The organism is Actinophytocola glycyrrhizae (assembly GCF_042653545.1).
GTDB lineage: Bacteria > Actinomycetota > Actinomycetes > Mycobacteriales > Pseudonocardiaceae > Actinophytocola > Actinophytocola glycyrrhizae.
Genome location: NZ_JBHSIS010000002.1, coordinates 742,462 through 760,464, shown reverse-complemented (window position 1 = coordinate 760,464; position 18,003 = coordinate 742,462). Strand labels below are relative to the sequence as shown.

Below are 18,003 nucleotides of genomic sequence, written 5' to 3'. Positions count from 1 at the left end.
ATCACATTCCCTTCCCAAGGTCGCCGGGGAGCTCCACGCTGTGGGCACCGGGGCGCCCCGACCGAGAGGAATGCCCATGACGAAGAAACCTCCCACCGCGATCCCTTTTGAGTCGATCGACCCGGTGCTCACCCCCCAGGGGCACCGGATCCGGCCGTTGGTCGACGGCCGCGACAACGGCAACACGCCGGGCATGGACCTGTGTGCAGGCGGGCTGGACGTGCCGGGCGGGTTCATCGCGAACCCGCACCGGCACGTGGAAACCGACGTCATCGTGCTCGTCTACGACTGCGGCGACGAGGGCGCCCTGACCCTGTTCGGCGAGAACCTGGAGTTCGAGGCGGTACAGCACCGCGGCGACGTGCTCCCCATCCAGAAGGGCTGGCCCCACACCGTGGTGAACCTGAGCCTCACCACGCCCATCCGCGCCTACGAGTTCCGCGCCAACCGCACCGTGGTCGTCGACAACCCGGTCATGCCGCACCTGCGCCCGGTCGCGGAGGACCGGGGGCGGGAGTTCCTCGCCGCCGTCCACGGCGCGGACGCGCTGGAACGGTTCGGCGCCGGGCGGTGCGCACCGCCCGGCGGCAGGTGACGAACGCTGTCGAACCGACGCCGGTGTCTGTTCCGCCGTGGCGGAACAATTGCCGCGCTCACGTGGTCCGGTGGGCCGCTCCGTCTCGTCCCGGTCGAGCCGGGGCCGCCCACCGACCCGGAGAGATCACGCGGGGGACGCCATCGGCGCCACCTCGAACACGAGCGTTCGTGCCAGGCGTTCCGCTGCGGTACGCAGTCCGGCCGTGGTCGGGGCGGTCAGGACCGCGTACCCCAGTTTGTTCGCCACGTTGTCGTGTGCGCGGACCTCGTCGCCGGGCTCGGCGAACAGCCGCACGGCCACGACCTCCGGCATGGCCAGTGCCGAGGGGAGGCCGTGGACCGCGGTGAGCCTGCCCGCGCGGTCGCTCGACAGCGCCTGCCACAGCGTCGGCCGCGGCGCGTGCGGGGTGACCGTGACCGGCGCGCGCACGGCCGCCGCCACGGACGCGGCGATCGTGTCCACGCCGTGGCAGTGCCGCACCAGCTCGTCGAGCCCGTTGCCGCTGGTGCGCGCGCCCATCTCGATCAGGTACGGCTCGCCGTCCCGCGCCACCACGAGGTCCAGGTTCAGCGGGCCGGTCCGGTACCGCAGCCGCGCGCACAGCCGCTCGACCATCGTCACCACCGCGCTGCGGGTCCTCGCCGGGACGTCGGCAGGCATCAGGTGCGCGGTCGTGACGGCACGCGGCGGCGGGGACAGCGTCCTCTCGGTGAGCGCGAGGAACGCCACCTCGCCGTCCGACAGCACGCACTCGCACCCGCAGTGGGTGCCCGTCACCTCGTCCTCGACGACAACGCCGCCGCCGTAGGACAGCCCGCGTGCGGTGGCGACCGCGGTGGCCAGCATCGACTCGTCCGCGCAGCGGGTGACACCGCGACCGCTCTGGGCGTCGGCCGGTTTCACCACGGCCGGGCCGCGCCACTCCCAGTCGGTCGCGCCGGTCACCGCGCGCCAGCGGTACACCGGGAAGCCCAGCTCCTCGCAGACCCGGCGGAAGTGCCGCTTGTCGAGCGACGCGCCCGCCGCCTCCCGCGTCATCGTGACCGGCAGCCCGAGCCGTTCGGTCAGCGCGAGCAGCGTCGGCAGCGCGATGTCGGTGGACGGGGCCAGCGCGCCGGCCAGGTCGTCACGGCCGGCGAGCGCGGCCGCGATCGCGTCGGTGTCGCGGGTCGACAGCGGGAGGAACTCGTCGGCGAGGCGCACCCCTGGCGCGGTCGGCGACCGGTCGACGCAGATCGTGCGGTACCCCAGTGCGCCGGCGGTCCGGTAGGTCGACAGCGAACCGTCGGCCGCACCGAGGACCACCAGCGTGCTCACCGCCCGAGCCGCCGGTCGACCCACCGCTCCACCGGGGCCGCCAGCACGGCGGCCGCGAGCGCGAAGTGGATCAGCAGGAACACCACCGCCGTCGGGACGCTCGGTGGCCCGCCGGTGAACACGATGATGTGCGACGCCCATTCCAGTGTGGACGGACGGCCGGCGGCGCCCCAGTCGTTCATGACCCAGAACCCGAGGTCGTTGAGCCCGGAGATCACGATCAGCACGCAGGCCGCGCCGACCTTCAGCACCGTCGCGGCGCGCGCGCCGCCGAGCCGGAACGCGAGCAGCCCGAACAGGACGATGTAGGTGACGACGAACAGCTGGAACTGGTACACCACGGAGAACTGGCCGTCGGCCCGGTACTCGAGGATCCGCAGGATCAGCGCGGTGTCCAGGTAACCCATGTACACGAGCACCCCGAGCACCACCAGCGCGGGCCCGAAGCGGCCGCGGGGGAACACGGCGACCGCGGCGACCGCGAACAGGAACGGGCTCAGCTTGAACAGCCACTCCGCGAGGTTGTCGAGCGTCTGGTCCGGCGGCAGCACCACCATGATCAGCCCGGCGAGTACGGCGGCCGGGACCGCGGCCGCGAGCCACAGCCACCGCCGTGCCGCGTAGAGCCGGTGCAGCACCGTTGGCCCGGTCGTCGGCCCGGTCGTCGTGGTCACTTCTCCACCCAGAACGGGCCGAGCGCCAGCGCGTCCACGTCGGTCTTGCGGAAGCACGCGACCGCGTCCTCCGGGGTGCACACGATCGGTTCGTTGTTGTCGTTGAACGACGTGTTGAGCACCATCGGCACGCCGGTCAGCTTCTCGAAGTGCGAGATCATGTCCCAGTACAGCGGGTTGTCGTCGCGGCTCACGGTCTGCACGCGGGCGGTGCCGTCCACGTGCGTGATCGCGGGCACCACGTCGCGCTTGTCCGCCAGCACGTCGAACACCAGCAGCATCACCGCAGACGGGTAGCCGCTCGCGAAGTAGTCGCCGGCCCGCTCGACGAGGCACGACGGTGCGAACGGCCGGAACGCCTCCCGGTGCTTGACCTTCTCGTTCATCCGGGTCTTCGACTCGGGGTCGCGCGGGTCCGCGAGCAGCGACCGGTTGCCCAGCGCCCTCGGCCCGCACTCCATCCGGCCCTGGAACCAACCGACGATCAGCCCGTCGGCGATCCGCTTCGCGGTGTGCGCCGCGATGTCGTCGACCCGCCGGTACGCCAGGCCCGCGTCCTGCAGCGCCTGCTCCATCCGCTCCTCGGCGAACTCCGGGCCGGTGTACATGAACCCGTCGACCGGCCGGGGCCTGCCGTACTTGCCGACGCTGACCGCGAGCGCTGCGCCGAGCGACGAACCGTCGTCGGCGGCAGCGGGCTGGGCGAAGAAGTCCTCGAACGGCGTCTCGAGGAAGATCCGGCCGTTCATCACCGAGTTCAGCGCCACGCCACCGGCGACGCACAGCTTCGTGAGCCCGGTCCTGTCGTGCAGCCACCGCGCGAGGTGCAGGCCCACCTCCTCGAGCCGCACCTGCAGCGCGTACGCGATGTCCATGTAGTGCTGGGAGATCGGGTTGTCCGCGGTGACCTTCGTGCGCTCGCGCGGCGGACCGAACAGGTCGATGAACTTCTGGGACATGAGGTGGCGGCCGGACGTGTGGTGGCGGAACCAGTCGAGGTTCAGCTCGTAGCCGCCGTCGTCGGCGAGATACACCAGGTCCTTGAACTGCTCGACGTAGGTGTCCCTGCCGAACGGGGCAAGGCCCATCACCTTGCCCTCGTCCATCGTCGGGTAGAACCCGAGGTAGTTGGTGACCCCGGCGTACATGGCGCCGAGCGAGTGCGGGAACTTGAACCGCCGCAGGTCGGTGATCCGGTCACCCTTGCCGACCGCGAGGAACGTGCTGGTGCCGTCGCTGCCGATGCCGTCCAGTGTCAGGATCGCGGCCTCGTCCCATGGCGAGATGAAGAACGTGCTCGCGGCGTGCGCGCGGTGGTGGTCGACCAGGTGGACCTTGTACTTGACCTGCCCGGTGAACCCGAGTGCCTCCCGCACGTCCCGGCCGAGGGTGTAGCCGCGCTTGACGTGCCCGAGGACCGCGCCGCCGACGTGGAAGTTGTCGACGCCCTTGCCGCCGGTGCGGAACGTCTCGACCAGCCCGGACGCCCTGGCGCCCTGATCGCCCTCGTTGCGGAACACCTCGAGCGTCGCGGGGAAGTACCTGGCGAACACCTTCGCCGCGTGCAGCGGTTCGCGCCAGCGCTGCCAGAAGTACGCCACGTGGTCGACATCGGCCAGCGTGATGCCGCCCTGCTCGAGGCAGAACCGGATGGCGTCGGTCGGGAAGCGGCCGTCGTGCTTGGCCCTGCTGAACCGCTCCTGCTCGGCGAAGGCGACGATCTCGCCGTCGCGCACCAGCGCCGCGGCGGCGTCGTGGTGGCGGCTGATACCGAGTACGTACATGGTGGCTCCGCTGTTCTTCTCGTGTTACGGATGGAGTTCGGGGTGCCTGCGCAGCAGCAGCCTGCGCAGGGTGCCCGCCTTGACGGCGGCGGCGAGGACGAGCGCGGTGAGGCCACCGGCCACGCCGAGCCACGGCACGACCGCGAGCGCGATCAGCGCGGTGGCGGCCAGCCCGACGACGGCGGCGGCCGAGGTCAGCGTGAGCACGCTGCTGTTCGTGTTCTCCAGCAGGAAGTTCGCGTAGATGACCAGCGTGGACACCGCGACCTCGACGGCGAGGATGGCGCCGAGCACGGTGTAGGACTCGGCGGTCAGCACGGCCCTCGTGCCGGGGAACGCTGCCAGCACGGCGACGATCACCGCGAACGCGAGCCCGCCGCGTTCCGCGGTGCGCAGCAGCCGGAACGTGCGGGCCCGCCCGCCCGCGCCACCGGTGCCGCGCAGCCGGGCCGACGTCGCAGGCTGGTACAGCTTCAGCTGGTACAGCGCCAGCGAGCCCACCATGCTCGCCACCAGCACCGCGAGGTACATCGGTCCGCTGTCGGTGGTGCGCCCGGTGAGCGCCAGCACCAGGTACACAGTGGACAGCGCGGCCACGTCGAGCAGTTCGGACAGCCCCAGCAGCCACGTGCTGCGCCCGAGCGCGGGCAGCAGCCGCCGGTCGCTCCCGGCGCCGAGCACCCAGTCGCGGGGGAGCGCGGCGAGGGAGTAGCCGGTGACGGCCAGCAGCCCGACGAGCAGCAGCGACAGGTGCGCGGTCGGCGACCAGCCCGTGACCCAGGTGACCGCGGTGCCCGCGAGCACCACCGCGGTCATCGCGCCGAACGCGGCCGCGTCGAGCATCGGCCTGCCCCGCAGGCGGTGCAGGCCGGACACGGTCATCAGCAGCCCGCCCGCCGCCGACCACGCGGCCGTGACGAGGTACAGCGTGACCGTCCCGTGCGGACTGGCGACCACCGCGACCACGAACGCCGCGACCAGCGCCAGCACGGGCACCGCCGCGAGCCGGACCACCAGCCTGGCCACGTGCGCGGTGAGGAAACGCATGCGGGGCAGCACCTTCAGCGCGGCCTTCTCCGCCGCCGTCGGCACGAACAGCAGCCACGCGCACAACCCCATGGCGTTGGCGAACTGGCCGAACGACTCCGCACCCCACACCACGGCGAGCGCCACCGCCATCAGCTGGCTCGTCAGCCGGAACACCCCGCGGCCCGCCGCGAGGCGCACCATCACCGACAGCCTCGGCGGCGCCGTGGACGCGAGCGTCATGGCGTGGCCAACTCGACCCGCAACGTCCGGTCCACCACCGCGGCCGCGGCCAGCAGTGCGCCGCTGGTCGCGGCGGACAGCACGACATAGCCGACCTTGTGCGCGGCCTGCGTGTAGGGCCGCACCTGGTCGCCCGGCTGCGCGAACAGCCGCAGGTCCACCACCTCGGGCAGCGCCGTGACCTGCCGGATGCCGTGGACGGCGGCCAGGGTGCCCGGCCGGTCCGCCGCGATGACCCGCAGCATCACCGGTCGTGGCGTGCGCGGGGTCACGACCACCGGGTCCCCGACCGCCAGCGCGATCGACGCCGACAGCGTGTCGACCCCGCACATCGTCTCGATCAGCTCGGCGAGCCCGTTGCCGCCGGTCCGCGCACCCATCTCGACGAGGTAAAGCTGCCCGTCCGGCGTGTGCACCACGTCCAGGTTCAGCGGCCCGCTGACATAGCCGAGCTCGGCGCACAGCTCGTCGAGCATGGCGACGAGCCTGCGGTCGGTCTCCTGCGGCAGGTCCGCGGGCAGCAGCTGGGCCGCGGTGATGAAGTACGGCGGCGCGGTCAGCGTCCGCGCGCTCACCGCGTGGAACACCACCCGGCCCGCCGACACGACCGCCTCCACCGTGAGGTGCTCGCCGGTGACGTGTTCCTCGACGACCACCCGCCCCGACGGCGAGTGTTCGATCGCGGCCCGGATCGCGGCCGTCAGCCCACCCGGTTCGCCGCACGGCACGACCCCTCGGCTGCCCGTGCTGTCCACCGGTTTCACGAGCGTGGGGAACCGCAGCCGCAGCGCCGCGTCCCGCAGCCCGGAGTTGACCGTGCCCGCGACCGCGCCGTAGACGGGGAACCCGAGCCGTTCGCACACCTGCCGGAACACCGACTTGTCCGCAGAGGCCAGCACGGCCTGCTCGGAGACCGGGTCGGGCAGCCCCCAGTGGCGCGCGAGCCACCGCTGGGAGGGCAGCGCGATGTCGCTCGCCGGGGCGAGCACACCGACGATGTCCTTCCTGCCTGCGAGCGCGGCCGCCACCTGTTCCGGCGCGCGGGTGCTGATGTGCAGGTACTCGTCGGCGTAGGGGACCCCGGGCGCGCCGGGCTGGATGTCCACGCAGATCGTGCGGTAGCCCAGCTTCGCGGCCCGCTGGTAGGTCGGCACCGCGCCGTCGGCCGCGCCGAGAACCACAAGAGCCGTCACGACCGGGCCTCCTCGGTGGTCGGTTCCGCCATCAGCTGGTCGGCCGGGTCGACCGGCACCGTCGCCTCCCGCACGTAGAACAGCGCCGGTCTCGCCTGTCCCGCGCCGACGGCGACGAGGTAGCGGACCGCCACCGCCAGCACGCCGAGCACCGCGAGCAGCACACCGAGCACCACGGTCGCGACCACGTCCGTCCTCAGCAGACCGACGGCCGCGCCGACCGCGCCGAGCCCGGCGACCGCGGCCGCGAACAGGGCGAGCAGCGCCGCGACCGTCGCCATCCGGTTGGAGAAGCCGACGAACAGTCCCATCGCGTGCCCCACGAGCCAGCGGAAGTTCAGCTTGGACCCGCCGCGCTGCCGCGCCCGGTGCGCGACCGGCACCGTCGAGTACCGGTTGGTCAGCCGGGGGACGGTGGCGAGGAAGTACGGCGTGCCGAGGCGGAGGTCCACGATCGTGCGGGCCAGTTCGGTACGCACGAGCCGGAAGGTCGTCGCGCCGGGCGGGATCTCGATACCGAGCACCCGTCGCGCCACGAAGTGGTAGAACCGGGCGCCGACCCGCCGCACGACCGGGTCGTGCCGCGTCTCGCGGACGCCGAACACCGCGTCCTGACCGGCTTCCGCGGCCGCGACGAGCTTGTGCGCCTCGGCGACCGGGAACTGCACGTCCGCGTCGACGTGCAGGACCCACGGCCTGCTCGCGTACCGGTAGCCGGCCGAGAACGCCGCCTCGAAGCCGAAGTTGCGGGTGAACGACAGGTACTGCACGCGCGGGTCGGTCCGCGCGAGCGCGCGGACCTTCTCCAGCGTGTCGTCGGAGCTGCCGTCGTCGACGAACAGCACCTCGAGGTCGATCTCGGAGAGCTCGGTGACGATCTCCCGGTACGCGTGCTCGACGTTGTCCGCCTCGTTGAAACAGGGCACCACCGCGGTCACGCCCGTGCTGACCGGACCGGACATGTGCGCCGCCCTAGTTGGCCGTGCGGACGAGCTGTTCGCCTTCCGGGACCGACCAGTGGATGCCCTCGTGCTCGATGAACCAGTCGACCGTCCTGGCCATGCCTTCGCGCAGCGACACCATCGACACCGGGTCGATGCCGACCGCGTGCAGTGTTTCCGGGTCGGCGGTGACGACCGCGCCGGCCTGCTCGCCCGGTCGCATCGGCAGGTCCTCGATGGGCACGGGGGAGTAGCCGCGCTCGACGCACAGCTCGATGATCAGCTCGGCCACCGACCGGATGCTCGTCGACTCGTGCGGGCCGACCTCCACCACGCGGTCGAGCACCTCGCCGCGGGCCGCGACCTCGAGCGCGGCCACGAGCGCGCGGGCGACGTCGCCGACCCACACCATGTCGGAGATCTGGCGGCCGCCGCCGTACAGTTCGACGGGCCAGCCCGCGAGCGCGCGGCAGATGACAGCGGGGGTGATCTTGCGCACCTTGCCGGAGCCGAAGGGTGCGGCGGCCAGCTGCCTCGGGCCGTAGGCGTTGACCACGCGGACATTGTTAACGCGTGTTCCCCGGTCGGCGTTGAACATGTGCACAAAACGTTCGACCGCCGACTTGGAGATCGAATAACTGTTGTTCATCCAGTGATTGCCGACCGCGATGTTGACGCCGGGAAGATCGTATTGCGCGACCGCCTCGAGGAAATTCAGTCCGCCGACGAGATTCGTTTCCGCGGCGGGCCGGGGATTGCGGATCGTCTCCTGGGTGCCGAGCACCGCGGCCAGGTGGATGATGCCGTCGCAGTGCGCGGCGAGCTCCACCATCGCCGTCGCGTCCCGGATGTCGCCGAGCATCACCGGGTGGTCCTGACCTGCGGTTCTGCTGTGGTGGTCGAACACGAGCGGCTCGTGGCCCCTGCTGATGAGCTCCTCGCACACGTAACGGCCGATGAAGCCGTTACCCCCCGTGACGCCAACCTTCATCGATGGATCTCCGATCCCGTCCCGCTGCGGATGTGCCGTGGGTGCTGGCACGCGGACAAGTTCCTAGCAGGCGTGGCGATCGAAAGGCAGTTCACCTCCCGTAATTCGGCCGTTCAGTTCAGTGACGGATCCGCGTTACTGCGACGTTCGGCCGCACCGTGACGCGATTCGACCGGTCAGGGCAAACGGATGGCACACTGCCCGCTCGTGAACGTCGAGCCCTGGTGGCGGATGGCTTACCGGCGAAAAGTCGCGTCCGCGTTTCGCACTGTCCCGCTCTACCGCGAACGGTGGGCACTGTCGGGTCGGACGGACCCCGTAGTGGTGCCGGGGCGCCTCGGGGTCCACAGTGGAGCGATTCAGTACGAAGACACGTTACGCCGGTTGGCCGACCTTGTTCCACTGGCCGGCGGTACGGCGACGGTCCAGTTGCTCCGCGGGCTCGGGCCCGCGTTGTCGGCGCGCTTCTCCTTGCCGGACGGGGCGTTCGTCGCCGTACTGGACAAAGCGGACGTACTGCCGCCGACGGACCTGCCACGCGGAGTCACCGGCTGTGTCCTCGATCTCGCGACGGGCCCCACCGAGAGCGCGTGGCGCGCGCTGACCGTCGCGCTGGGACGCGACGCGCCGGTGCTCGCCGTCGGTGACGACAAGCGACTCGCGGAACTGGTCGCCGAATTGCCTGAGGAACTCGCGGTCCGGCTCGACGTCGTGCCCCGCAGGACGATCACGGAACTCGACGGCGGACCGTACGGCCTTCTTCATGATCCACTGCTGGGGTTTCTCGGCACGTTGCGGCAGTGTGGACGATGGCATTTGGACTGGCCCCGGGTGTACGCGCGGGAAACCGACGCCGGGCTCGCGGTCACGGTGCTGGGGCAGCGTTCGCCGTGCCTCGTCGACATCGTGGCCGGGCCCGCCACCCTCGGCCGCTGCCCGCGCCACGGGACGCCGGTGGTGTTGCCGTGACCGTCTCCGTCCACGATCCCCGCCACGACCCGCCGCCGTCCGGTTGGTCCGATTTCGTGACGCGTCAACACCTCTACCCGCCGTGGGAGTACGGCCTGCTGGGGATGGAGGCTTGGCTGTCCCGCAATCCGCCGCTGCTGGCGGTGGCCCGGTCGGGTGACGAGATCATCGGTGCGATGGCCGTTCTGGTGTGCGTGCCCGGTCGTGGTGACCGGTACGCGCCGTCGCGCACGCACCGCCTCGTCCCGAAGATCGCCCAGGTGTACCAGCCGTGGCTGGGCGGTGAGGGTTTCTTCGTGCCGTCCGGCGACCAGGACGTGGTGCGCGCGCTGGAGCGCGGGGTGCGGGCGCACGTCGGTCCGCTGCTCGCCGGGTTGGTCTACCGGAACGTCCCCGTGTCGCTCGCGCCGCTGGTGTCCGGTCGCGGGCGGTTGGTGCGCCGGGTGACCCCGGCGGCGTCCGTGCTGGAGAACACGTTCGCCGACGAGGACGAATGGCTGGCGAGCCTGTCCCGCAACCGGCGCAAGAACATCCGCCGCGTCGACCGTCTCGTCGCGGCCGACCCGTCGCTGGTGGTGCGCTTCGGTCCCGGCCGGACCGATGTGGACGGTGTTGCGCTGGCCGGGATGCTGCGCACGCACCGGGCGAAGTTCGGCAGGCAGCCGTTCGACCCGCGCACCCCGGTCGCGGGCGCGTACCTGGCGGAAGTGGTGCGGCGGCCGGACGTCCACACGCTCACCTACTCCGATGTGGACGGTCAAGTGCTCGCGTTCAGCACCTACCTCGACCATCCGGTGACCCCGATACTCCAGTTCTGGGCGAGCCGGGAGGACCGGGGGCACCTCTACTTCGACTGCCACGCCAGGGCGATCCGGCACGTGATCGCGGGCGGCCGCAAGGAACTGTCCGCGGGCCGGGGGAAGTCCACGGAGAAGGGATCCCTTGGCTTCGGTGCCCGCCCGATGTGCGTCGTCGGTGTGCCGGGACCGCTGGTGGGCCGATGAGCTGGGAGGTGCTGGATCCGCGCCACGACCGGGAACCGCCCTACTGGCGTGGGCTACGGGCGCGGGCGGCGCTGCGTGCGGACTGGGCGTGGGACGTGCTGGCCGCGCAGGCATGGACGGCCAGGACGCCGCTGTTCGTGGCGGTCCTGCGCAACGGGCCGGCCGCGGACGGCGTCGTGTTCGCGAACTGGGCGGGGCTGCCGGTGCGTCGCAACGGTTTCGTCGGCGCCGGCCGGGCGCGTCTCCTCGGCGGCCTGCACGTGCGCAACCCCGGCTCCGGGTCGGTGCCGGGCTGGTGGTCGGACGGCCTGCCGACCGGCGAGTTCCTCCGCGACTACATGAGCGCCATGCGCCGCGCGCTGGGCATCGGCTGCGGTGGTGCGCTGCTGCGCCAGCTCACCGCCGACGAGGTCACGGCGATGGGCCGCTGCGTGTCCCGCCCGACGGAGTCGCTGGCGATCCTGCGCGTGTCGGCGTGGTCGTCGGTGGCGGACTGGATGGCGGGCATGAAACGCAAGCGCAGGCAGAACATGCGCCAGATCGTCCGCGCGGTCGAGCAGGACGGGACGCTGACCGCCGAGGTGGTCCCCGGCGCCGAGCTCGACCCGCTGGAGGTCGCGCGGGTGCTGCGCCACAACGAGCAGAAGTACGCTGGCAGGCTGGCCCCGCTCCAGCAGACCACCGGCTACCTGACCGCGCTGCTGCGCCAGCCGGACGTCGTGGTGGGGGCCTACCGCGCCGAGGGGACAGGTGAGCTGGAGGCGTTCGTGACCGTCCTCGACCACCCGAGGTGGCCGGTCACCCGGCACTGGTCGGCGCGCCCGGCCACCCGGCCGGACCGCCCCAACCTGTACCTGGACCACTACCGCCTCATGGTGGAGTACGCCCACCGGACCGGCAAGGAGGGCGTGATCGTCGGCAGGGGCAAACCGGAGCTCAAGTCGTCGCTGCGCGGGGAGCTGGTACCGCAGTACGCGGCGGCGATCCGATAGCGGCCGGGCTGGAAAGCCGGTGTGAGCACCGGGGCCTGACCTGCCATCATGCGGACGTGGATCAGCACAGCCTGCGTACCGTCGCGGCCACCCGCTACGTGACGCCGTTCCGGGAGGGCGGCTCGCTCCCCGGTCTCGTCGAGGCGGACGACCTCGGCATGTACGTACTCAAGTTCCGCGGCGCGGGCCAAGGCCTGAAGGCGCTGACAGCGGAGATCATCGTCGGCGAGCTGGCGCGGCGGCTCGGGTTCCGGGTGCCGGAGCTGGTGCTGGTCGACCTGGACCCGGAGCTGTCCCGCGCGGAGCCGGACGAGGAGATCCAGGACCTGCTGCGGGCAAGCCCCGGCCAGAACCTGGGGGTCGACTACCTGCCCGGCTCGTTCGACTTCAACCCGCACGTCCGCGACCCCGGCGGTGAGCTGGCGGCGCGGCTGGTGTGGCTGGACACGCTCGTGCTCAACGTCGACCGCAGCTGGCGCAACCCGAACATGCTGCTCTGGCACCGACAGGTGTGGCTCATCGACCACGGCGCTTCGCTGATCTTCCACCACCGCTGGCTGCCCGGCTGGCAGCCGGCGCCGACGTACCGCTACGACGCCGCCGATCACGTGATGATGCCGGTGGCGGCCTCGATCGCCGACGCCGACGCCGCGCTGCGCCCGCGGGTGACCCCCGGCCTGGTGCGCGAGGTCCTCGAACTGGTCCCGGACGAGTGGCTGGACCCCACGCTCGGCTCACCGGCGGAGGTCCGCGACGCGTATGCGGCATACTTCGCGGCGCGCCTCGCCGACGCACCCGACTGGGTCGCCGCACTGGAGGAGACCCGTGCCGCACGTGTTTGAGTACGTCCTCGTACGTGCCGTGCCCCGCCAGGAACGCGGCGAGTTCATGAACGTGGGCGCGATCGTCTACTGCGCCCCGCTGCGGTACCTCCGCTGCGCGGTGGCCGTCGACCACGACCGCCTCCGCGCCCTGGACCCGGTCCTGGACCTGGAAACCCTCGACGCCGCCCTCCGCTCGATGTGCCAGGCCTGCGAAGGCACCGGCCCCATGTCGGGCACCAGCGTCGGGCAACGGTTCCGCTGGCTGACCGCCCCCCGCAGCACGATCCTGCAGACCTCCCCGGCCCACACCGGCCTGACCGACGACCCGGCGGCGGAACTGGACCGCCTGGTCCGCACACAGGTCCACCTCTGACAGGACGTCTGCCGCCGGCTTGCCGAGGTGAGCGGCCCCGCGGCCGGCCCCTGGACCGGCGTCGGCGTGTGAACAGGTGTGCGGAACGGTGACCGCCCTAAGTGGTCAGAATCGGAAGTCCTTCGGGGTCTCGACGGCCCAGCTTCCCGCTGGACGTACGGCCGCAAGGCCCGAGTACAACCAGTACGAGGACCTTCCGGCCGCACGCCCAGCGAAAACCTGGATCCGCCGATACCCACGAAGGACTTCCGATTCTGACCACTAAGCTCGCGCGGGTGGCGAAGTACTTCGACGTGCATCCGGACAACCCGCAGCGGCGCTCGGTCGGGCAGATCGTCGACCTGGTGCGGTCCGGCGGGCTGATCGCGTACCCGACCGACTCCTGCTTCGCGCTGGGGTGCCAGTTCGGCAACAAGGAGGGCCTGGAGCGGATCCGGGCGATCCGGCAGCTCGACGACCGGCACCACTTCACGCTCGTGTGTCACGACTTCGCGCAGCTCGGGCAGTTCGTCTACCTCAGCAACACGGTGTTCCGCGCGGTGAAGGCGTCCACGCCGGGCCCGTACACGTTCATCCTCCCGGCGACGAAGGAGGTGCCGCGCAGGCTCATGCACGCCAAGAAGAAGACCGTCGGCGTGCGCATCCCGGACCACGTGGCCACGCAGGCCATCCTCGCCGAGCTGGGGGAGCCGCTGCTGTCGAGCACGCTGCTCCTGCCGGGTGAGGAGGAGCCGATGACGCAGGGCTGGGAGATCAAGGAAGCCCTCGACCACGTCGTCGACGCCGTGATCGACTCCGGCGACTGCGGCACCGAGCCGACCACGGTCATCGACTTCTCCGACGACGAGGCCGAGGTCATTCGAGAGGGCGCAGGCGACCTGGCCAGGTTCGGCCTGGGCTAGAGCGCGTCCTGGGGATCCTTGGGCGGAGTATGGGCCTGGTCGGCAGTTGCCTCAGGGGACCGTGAGGGCGCCGGGCCACCAACCGCCCGCGGTCCGCGGGTGTCGCCGGGTCGGGACCGGCACTGGTGATCCGGGCAGGCGGACCAGCCCGGGGAAACAATTCGCTGGTACCCGTCGTTAAGCTCGTAACGAGATGAGTACGCCCACCCGCACCCATGACCTGCGTGCGCGCCTGTCCGACCTGATGATCCGGGACGAGCGCCGCCTGCGCCGCCGCGTCGACGGGCTCGGGAAGATCAAGGACGCCGAGACCAGGGCCGCGCGGGCCGAGGAGATCGCCAAGGAGATCGACAGGGCCGAGGCGCGCGTGGCCGCCCGCGCCGCGTCCGTGCCGAAGATCACCTACCCGGCCGAGCTGCCGATCAGCCAGCGGCGCGACGACATCCGCAAGGCGATCGAGGAGCACCAGGTCGTGATCGTGGCCGGGGAGACCGGCTCCGGCAAGACCACCCAGCTGCCGAAGATCTGCCTCGAGCTCGGCCGCGGCGTGCGTGGCCTGATCGGGCACACCCAGCCGCGCCGGATCGCCGCGCGCACCGTCGCGGAACGCATCTCCGAAGAGCTGGACGTCAAGCTCGGTGACGCTGTCGGCTGGAAGGTCCGGTTCACCGACCAGGTCGGCGACAGGACCAACGTCAAGCTGATGACCGACGGCATCCTGCTCGCCGAGCTGCAGTCCGACCGGATGCTGCGCCAGTACGACACGCTGATCATCGACGAGGCACACGAGCGCAGCCTCAACATCGACTTCATCCTCGGCTACCTCAAGCGCCTCCTGCCGCGCCGCCCCGACCTCAAGGTGATCATCACCTCGGCCACGATCGACCCGGAGCGCTTCTCGCGGCATTTCGGGGGGCTCGGGGGGTCGTCCCCCCGGGGTCAACACAGCGGTGACGCGCCGATCGTCGAGGTCTCCGGCCGGACGTACCCGGTCGAGGTCCGCTATCGCCCGATCGTCGACCCCGACAACCCCGACGCCGATCCGGACCGTGACCAGACGCAGGCGATCCTCGACGCCGTCGACGAGCTGTCGACGGAGGGGCCCGGCGACATCCTCGTGTTCCTCTCCGGCGAACGGGAGATCCGCGACACCACGGACGCGCTGGTGGCGCTGGACAAACCGGGTCTGGAGATCCTGCCGCTGTACGCGCGGCTGTCCGCGGGCGAACAGCGCCGGGTGTTCCAGCGACATCGCGGGCGCCGCGTCGTGCTCGCCACGAACGTGGCGGAAACGTCACTGACCGTGCCCGGCATCAAGTATGTCATCGACCCCGGCTTCGCCCGGATCTCCCGGTACAGCAACCGGTTGAAGGTCCAGCGGCTGCCGATCGAGAAGATCTCGCAGGCGTCGGCGAACCAGCGCAAGGGCCGCTGCGGCCGCACCTCCGACGGCATCTGCGTCCGGCTCTACGCCGAGGACGACTTCGACGCGCGACCCGAGTTCACCGACCCGGAGATCCTGCGGACCAACCTCGCGTCGGTCATCCTGCAGATGGCCGCCGCCGACCTCGGTGACATCGCGGAGTTCCCGTTCGTCGAGCCGCCGGACCGCCGCCACATCACCGACGGCATGAACCTGCTGCACGAGCTCGGCGCGCTGGACACGTCCACGAAGGACACCACACCGCGGCTGACCCCGTTGGGGCGCAAGCTGTCCCGCCTTCCGGTCGACCCGCGCCTCGCCCGCATGGTCCTCGAGGCGGACAGGAACGGCTGCGTCAGCGAGGTCACGATCATCGCCGCCGCGCTGTCCATCCAGGACCCCCGCGAGCGGCCAGCCGACAAGCAGACCCAGGCCGACCAGCAGCACGCCCGCTTCCGGGACCCGGAGTCGGACTTCATGTCCTACCTCAAGCTCTGGGACTACCTCACCGAACAGAAACGCGACCTTTCGGCGAACCGGTTCCGCAAGCTGTGCCGCGCCGAGTACCTGAACTACCTGCGGGTGCGGGAGTGGCAGGACGTGGCGGGCCAGCTGAAGCAGATGACCAAGAGCCTCGACGTCCTGCCGAACACCTCGCCTGCCACCGCCAAGCAGGTGCACATGTCGCTGCTCGCGGGCCTGCTGTCGCACATCGGCCTGAAGGACACGAAGGACGGGGCCAAGCACGACTACCTCGGTGCCCGCAACGCGCGGTTCGGCATCTTCCCCGGTTCCGCCCTGTTCAAGAAGCAGCCGCGCTGGATCATGGCCGCGGAGCTGGTCGAGACGACCCGCCTGTGGGGCCGGATCGTCGCGAGGATCGAACCGGAGTGGATCGAGCCGCTCGCCGGGCACCTCGTGCGCCGCAACCACAGCGAGCCGCGCTGGGAGAAGAAACGCGGCGCGGTGATGGCCACCGAGCGGGTGACGCTGCTCGGCGTGCCGATCGTGGTGGACCGGTCGGTGAACTACGGCCGGATCGACCCGCCGGTGGCGCGTGAGCTGTTCATCCGGCACGCGCTGGTGGCCGGGGAGTGGGAGAACAGGCACAAGTTCCTCAGGCGCAACGCCGAACTGCTCGCCGAGGCCGAGGAGCTGGAACACAAGGCACGGCGGCGGGACATCGTCGTCGACGAGGAGACGCTGTTCGCGTTCTACGACGAACGGGTCGGCCAGGACGTCGTGTCCGGGCGGCACTTCGACACCTGGTGGAAGAAGACCAGGGAGTCGCAGCCGGACCTGCTGACGTTCACCCGCGACCTGCTGGTGAACCCGGAGGTCGGGGTCAGCGTCGAGGACTTCCCGGACGTCATCCGCACCGGCGACGTCCGGCTGCCCCTGACCTACCGGTTCGAGCCGGGTGAGGCCACCGACGGCGTGACCGTGCAGGTGCCGCTGCCGCTGCTGAACCGGGTGCGCGCGGACGGTCTGCCGTGGCAGGTGCCCGGCATGCGCGGCGAACTGGTGACGGCGTTGATCCGGTCGCTGCCCAAGCCGGTGCGCCGGAACTTCGTGCCGGTGCCCGACCACGTGGCCGCCGTGCTCGCCCGGCTGGGCCCCGATCCGACGGTCGACGACGTCGCCGCGCTACTGCGGGAACTGACCGGTGTGGTCGTGCCGCCGGACGCGTGGCAGCTCGACCAGGTGCCGCAGCACCTGAAGACCACGTTCCAGGTGGTGGAGGAGTCCGACGGCAGGCCGATCATCGAGGGCAAGGACCTCGGCGCGCTGAAGCGGGAGCTGGCGGACCGGGTGCGCGAGTCGCTGTCGACGGGCGCCGAGGGCATCACGCGGTCCGGCCTCACGTCGTGGGACCTCGGCGACGGGGCGGGCGAACTGCCTCGCGGTGTGTCGTTGCGCCGGGCCGGCCAGCAGGTGACGGCGTACCCGGCCCTGGTCGACGAAGGCACCTCGGTCGCCGTCCGCCTGTTCGACAACCAGCGCGAACAGGCGTCGGCCATGTGGCGTGGCACGCGGCGGCTGGTGCTGCTGACGGTGCCGTCCCCGGTGAAGCAGGTGGTGCGCCGCCTGGACAACGCCGCGAAGCTGGCACTGTCGGCCAACCCGCACGGCAGCGTGCCCGGCCTGCTGGAGGACTGCCTCAACTGCGCGGCGGACCACCTGATCACCGTCGCGGGCGGTCCGGTGTGGACAGCCGCCGCCTTCAGGTCCCTGTGCGACAGGGTGAGAGCGGACCTGCACGACGCCCTGTACGACGTGCTGGCCAGGACCAGGAGCGCGCTCACCGTGAACGCGAGCCTGGACGCGGCCCTGTCGAGGATGACGGGCAAGGTGTTCGCCGAGTCGGTGGCCGACATGCACGCACAACGGAACGCGCTGGTGTTCAACGGTTTCGTGACAGCCACCGGTTACCGCCACCTGCCCGATGTGGAACGCTACCTCGGCGGCATCCTGCGGCGCCTGGACAAACTCCCGGAACGCCCGGCCCGCGACGCCGACTGGGCGTACGCCGTGCAGGGCGTGTGGGAGGCCTACGAGGAGGCCCGCTCCCAGCTCGGCCAGGACGACCCGAAGCTGCGCGAGGTGCGGTGGATGATCGAGGAGCTGCGCATCAGCTACTTCGCGCAGACCCTCAAGACCGCGTACCCGGTCTCGGAGAAACGCATCTACCGAGCCATCGACGAGGCACTGGGATACCCCTGATCAGCTGACTGATTCCGTGGGTTGG

General features: G+C 71.1%; 15 protein-coding genes. 8 read left to right on the top strand and 7 right to left on the bottom strand.

Translation table 11 applies throughout. The features are described from left to right. Window positions 1–76 precede the first annotated feature (76 nt). Window positions 77–595 (top strand): hypothetical protein, encoded by a 519-nt coding sequence (locus ACFPCV_RS03470; RefSeq protein ID WP_378054361.1) that lies wholly within the window; start codon window positions 77–79, stop codon window positions 593–595. Window positions 596–721: 126 nt separating this feature from the next. Here the strand turns inward: ACFPCV_RS03470 and ACFPCV_RS03465 are convergent, their stop codons facing one another. The 7 genes from ACFPCV_RS03465 to ACFPCV_RS03435 are packed head-to-tail and all read right to left on the bottom strand — an operon-like array spanning window position 722 to window position 8,767. Further along, window positions 722–1,915, bottom strand: coding sequence for an ATP-grasp domain-containing protein (locus tag ACFPCV_RS03465; protein ID WP_378054360.1), 1,194 nt, complete (start codon window positions 1,913–1,915; stop codon window positions 722–724). Next, window positions 1,912–2,589 (bottom strand): hypothetical protein, encoded by a 678-nt coding sequence (locus ACFPCV_RS03460; protein WP_378054358.1) that lies wholly within the window; start codon window positions 2,587–2,589, stop codon window positions 1,912–1,914. The genes ACFPCV_RS03465 and ACFPCV_RS03460 overlap by 4 nt, the downstream gene beginning before the upstream one ends. Next, entirely contained in the window at window positions 2,586–4,373 is a 1,788-nt protein-coding gene (locus ACFPCV_RS03455) for a carbamoyltransferase family protein (protein WP_378054356.1), read from the bottom strand. Before ACFPCV_RS03455 ends, ACFPCV_RS03460 begins: the two co-directional genes overlap by 4 nt. Window positions 4,374–4,397: 24 nt before the next feature. Further along, window positions 4,398–5,642: a hypothetical protein gene (locus ACFPCV_RS03450; protein ID WP_378054354.1), complete on the bottom strand. Its 1,245-nt coding sequence runs from the start codon at window positions 5,640–5,642 to the stop codon at window positions 4,398–4,400. Beyond that, entirely contained in the window at window positions 5,639–6,835 is a 1,197-nt protein-coding gene (locus tag ACFPCV_RS03445) for an ATP-grasp domain-containing protein (protein WP_378054352.1), read from the bottom strand. The genes ACFPCV_RS03450 and ACFPCV_RS03445 overlap by 4 nt, the downstream gene beginning before the upstream one ends. Further along, the gene (locus ACFPCV_RS03440) at window positions 6,832–7,797 is read right to left on the bottom strand and encodes a glycosyltransferase family 2 protein (protein WP_378054350.1); all 966 of its coding nucleotides are present in this window, start codon (window positions 7,795–7,797) and stop codon (window positions 6,832–6,834) included. Before ACFPCV_RS03440 ends, ACFPCV_RS03445 begins: the two co-directional genes overlap by 4 nt. A gap of 10 nt (window positions 7,798–7,807) precedes the next feature. Beyond that, the gene (locus ACFPCV_RS03435) at window positions 7,808–8,767 is read right to left on the bottom strand and encodes an NAD-dependent epimerase/dehydratase family protein (protein ID WP_378054348.1); all 960 of its coding nucleotides are present in this window, start codon (window positions 8,765–8,767) and stop codon (window positions 7,808–7,810) included. A 384-nt stretch (window positions 8,768–9,151) separates the two neighbouring features. On the opposite strand from ACFPCV_RS03435, the gene ACFPCV_RS03430 reads away from it, so the two are divergent. From ACFPCV_RS03430 to hrpA, 7 genes are all read left to right on the top strand, one after another. Next, window positions 9,152–9,736, top strand: a complete 585-nt coding sequence (locus ACFPCV_RS03430; RefSeq protein ID WP_378054346.1) for a hypothetical protein — start codon at window positions 9,152–9,154, stop codon at window positions 9,734–9,736. Continuing rightward, window positions 9,733–10,740, top strand: coding sequence for a GNAT family N-acetyltransferase (locus ACFPCV_RS03425; protein WP_378054344.1), 1,008 nt, complete (start codon window positions 9,733–9,735; stop codon window positions 10,738–10,740). The genes ACFPCV_RS03430 and ACFPCV_RS03425 overlap by 4 nt, the downstream gene beginning before the upstream one ends. Next, window positions 10,737–11,732 (top strand): GNAT family N-acetyltransferase, encoded by a 996-nt coding sequence (locus tag ACFPCV_RS03420; protein ID WP_378054342.1) that lies wholly within the window; start codon window positions 10,737–10,739, stop codon window positions 11,730–11,732. Before ACFPCV_RS03425 ends, ACFPCV_RS03420 begins: the two co-directional genes overlap by 4 nt. A gap of 56 nt (window positions 11,733–11,788) precedes the next feature. Further along, window positions 11,789–12,574, top strand: a complete 786-nt coding sequence (locus tag ACFPCV_RS03415; protein WP_378054340.1) for a HipA family kinase — start codon at window positions 11,789–11,791, stop codon at window positions 12,572–12,574. Then, complete coding sequence (locus ACFPCV_RS03410) at window positions 12,558–12,929, top strand: DUF3037 domain-containing protein (RefSeq protein WP_378054338.1); 372 nt, start codon at window positions 12,558–12,560, stop codon at window positions 12,927–12,929. Before ACFPCV_RS03415 ends, ACFPCV_RS03410 begins: the two co-directional genes overlap by 17 nt. Window positions 12,930–13,204: 275 nt before the next feature. Beyond that, window positions 13,205–13,831 (top strand): L-threonylcarbamoyladenylate synthase, encoded by a 627-nt coding sequence (locus ACFPCV_RS03405; RefSeq protein ID WP_378054336.1) that lies wholly within the window; start codon window positions 13,205–13,207, stop codon window positions 13,829–13,831. A 193-nt stretch (window positions 13,832–14,024) separates the two neighbouring features. After that, window positions 14,025–17,978 carry an ATP-dependent RNA helicase HrpA gene (gene hrpA, locus ACFPCV_RS03400; protein ID WP_378054334.1) on the top strand — a complete coding sequence of 1,318 codons (3,954 nt, stop codon included), beginning with the start codon at window positions 14,025–14,027 and terminating at the stop codon, window positions 17,976–17,978. Window positions 17,979–18,003: the final 25 nt, after the last annotated feature.

Excerpts from the sequence above, each read along its gene's own strand:
- ACFPCV_RS03450 (WP_378054354.1), bottom strand. The coding sequence starts at position 5,642 with ATGACGCTCGCGTCCACGGCGCCGCCGAGGCTGTCGGTGATGGTGCGC.
- ACFPCV_RS03470 (WP_378054361.1), top strand. The coding sequence starts at position 77 with ATGACGAAGAAACCTCCCACCGCGATCCCTTTTGAGTCGATCGACCCG.
- ACFPCV_RS03440 (WP_378054350.1), bottom strand. The coding sequence starts at position 7,797 with ATGTCCGGTCCGGTCAGCACGGGCGTGACCGCGGTGGTGCCCTGTTTC.
- ACFPCV_RS03420 (WP_378054342.1), top strand. The coding sequence starts at position 10,737 with ATGAGCTGGGAGGTGCTGGATCCGCGCCACGACCGGGAACCGCCCTAC.
- ACFPCV_RS03455 (WP_378054356.1), bottom strand. The coding sequence starts at position 4,373 with ATGTACGTACTCGGTATCAGCCGCCACCACGACGCCGCCGCGGCGCTG.
- ACFPCV_RS03435 (WP_378054348.1), bottom strand. The coding sequence starts at position 8,767 with ATGAAGGTTGGCGTCACGGGGGGTAACGGCTTCATCGGCCGTTACGTG.
- hrpA (WP_378054334.1), top strand. The coding sequence starts at position 14,025 with ATGAGTACGCCCACCCGCACCCATGACCTGCGTGCGCGCCTGTCCGAC.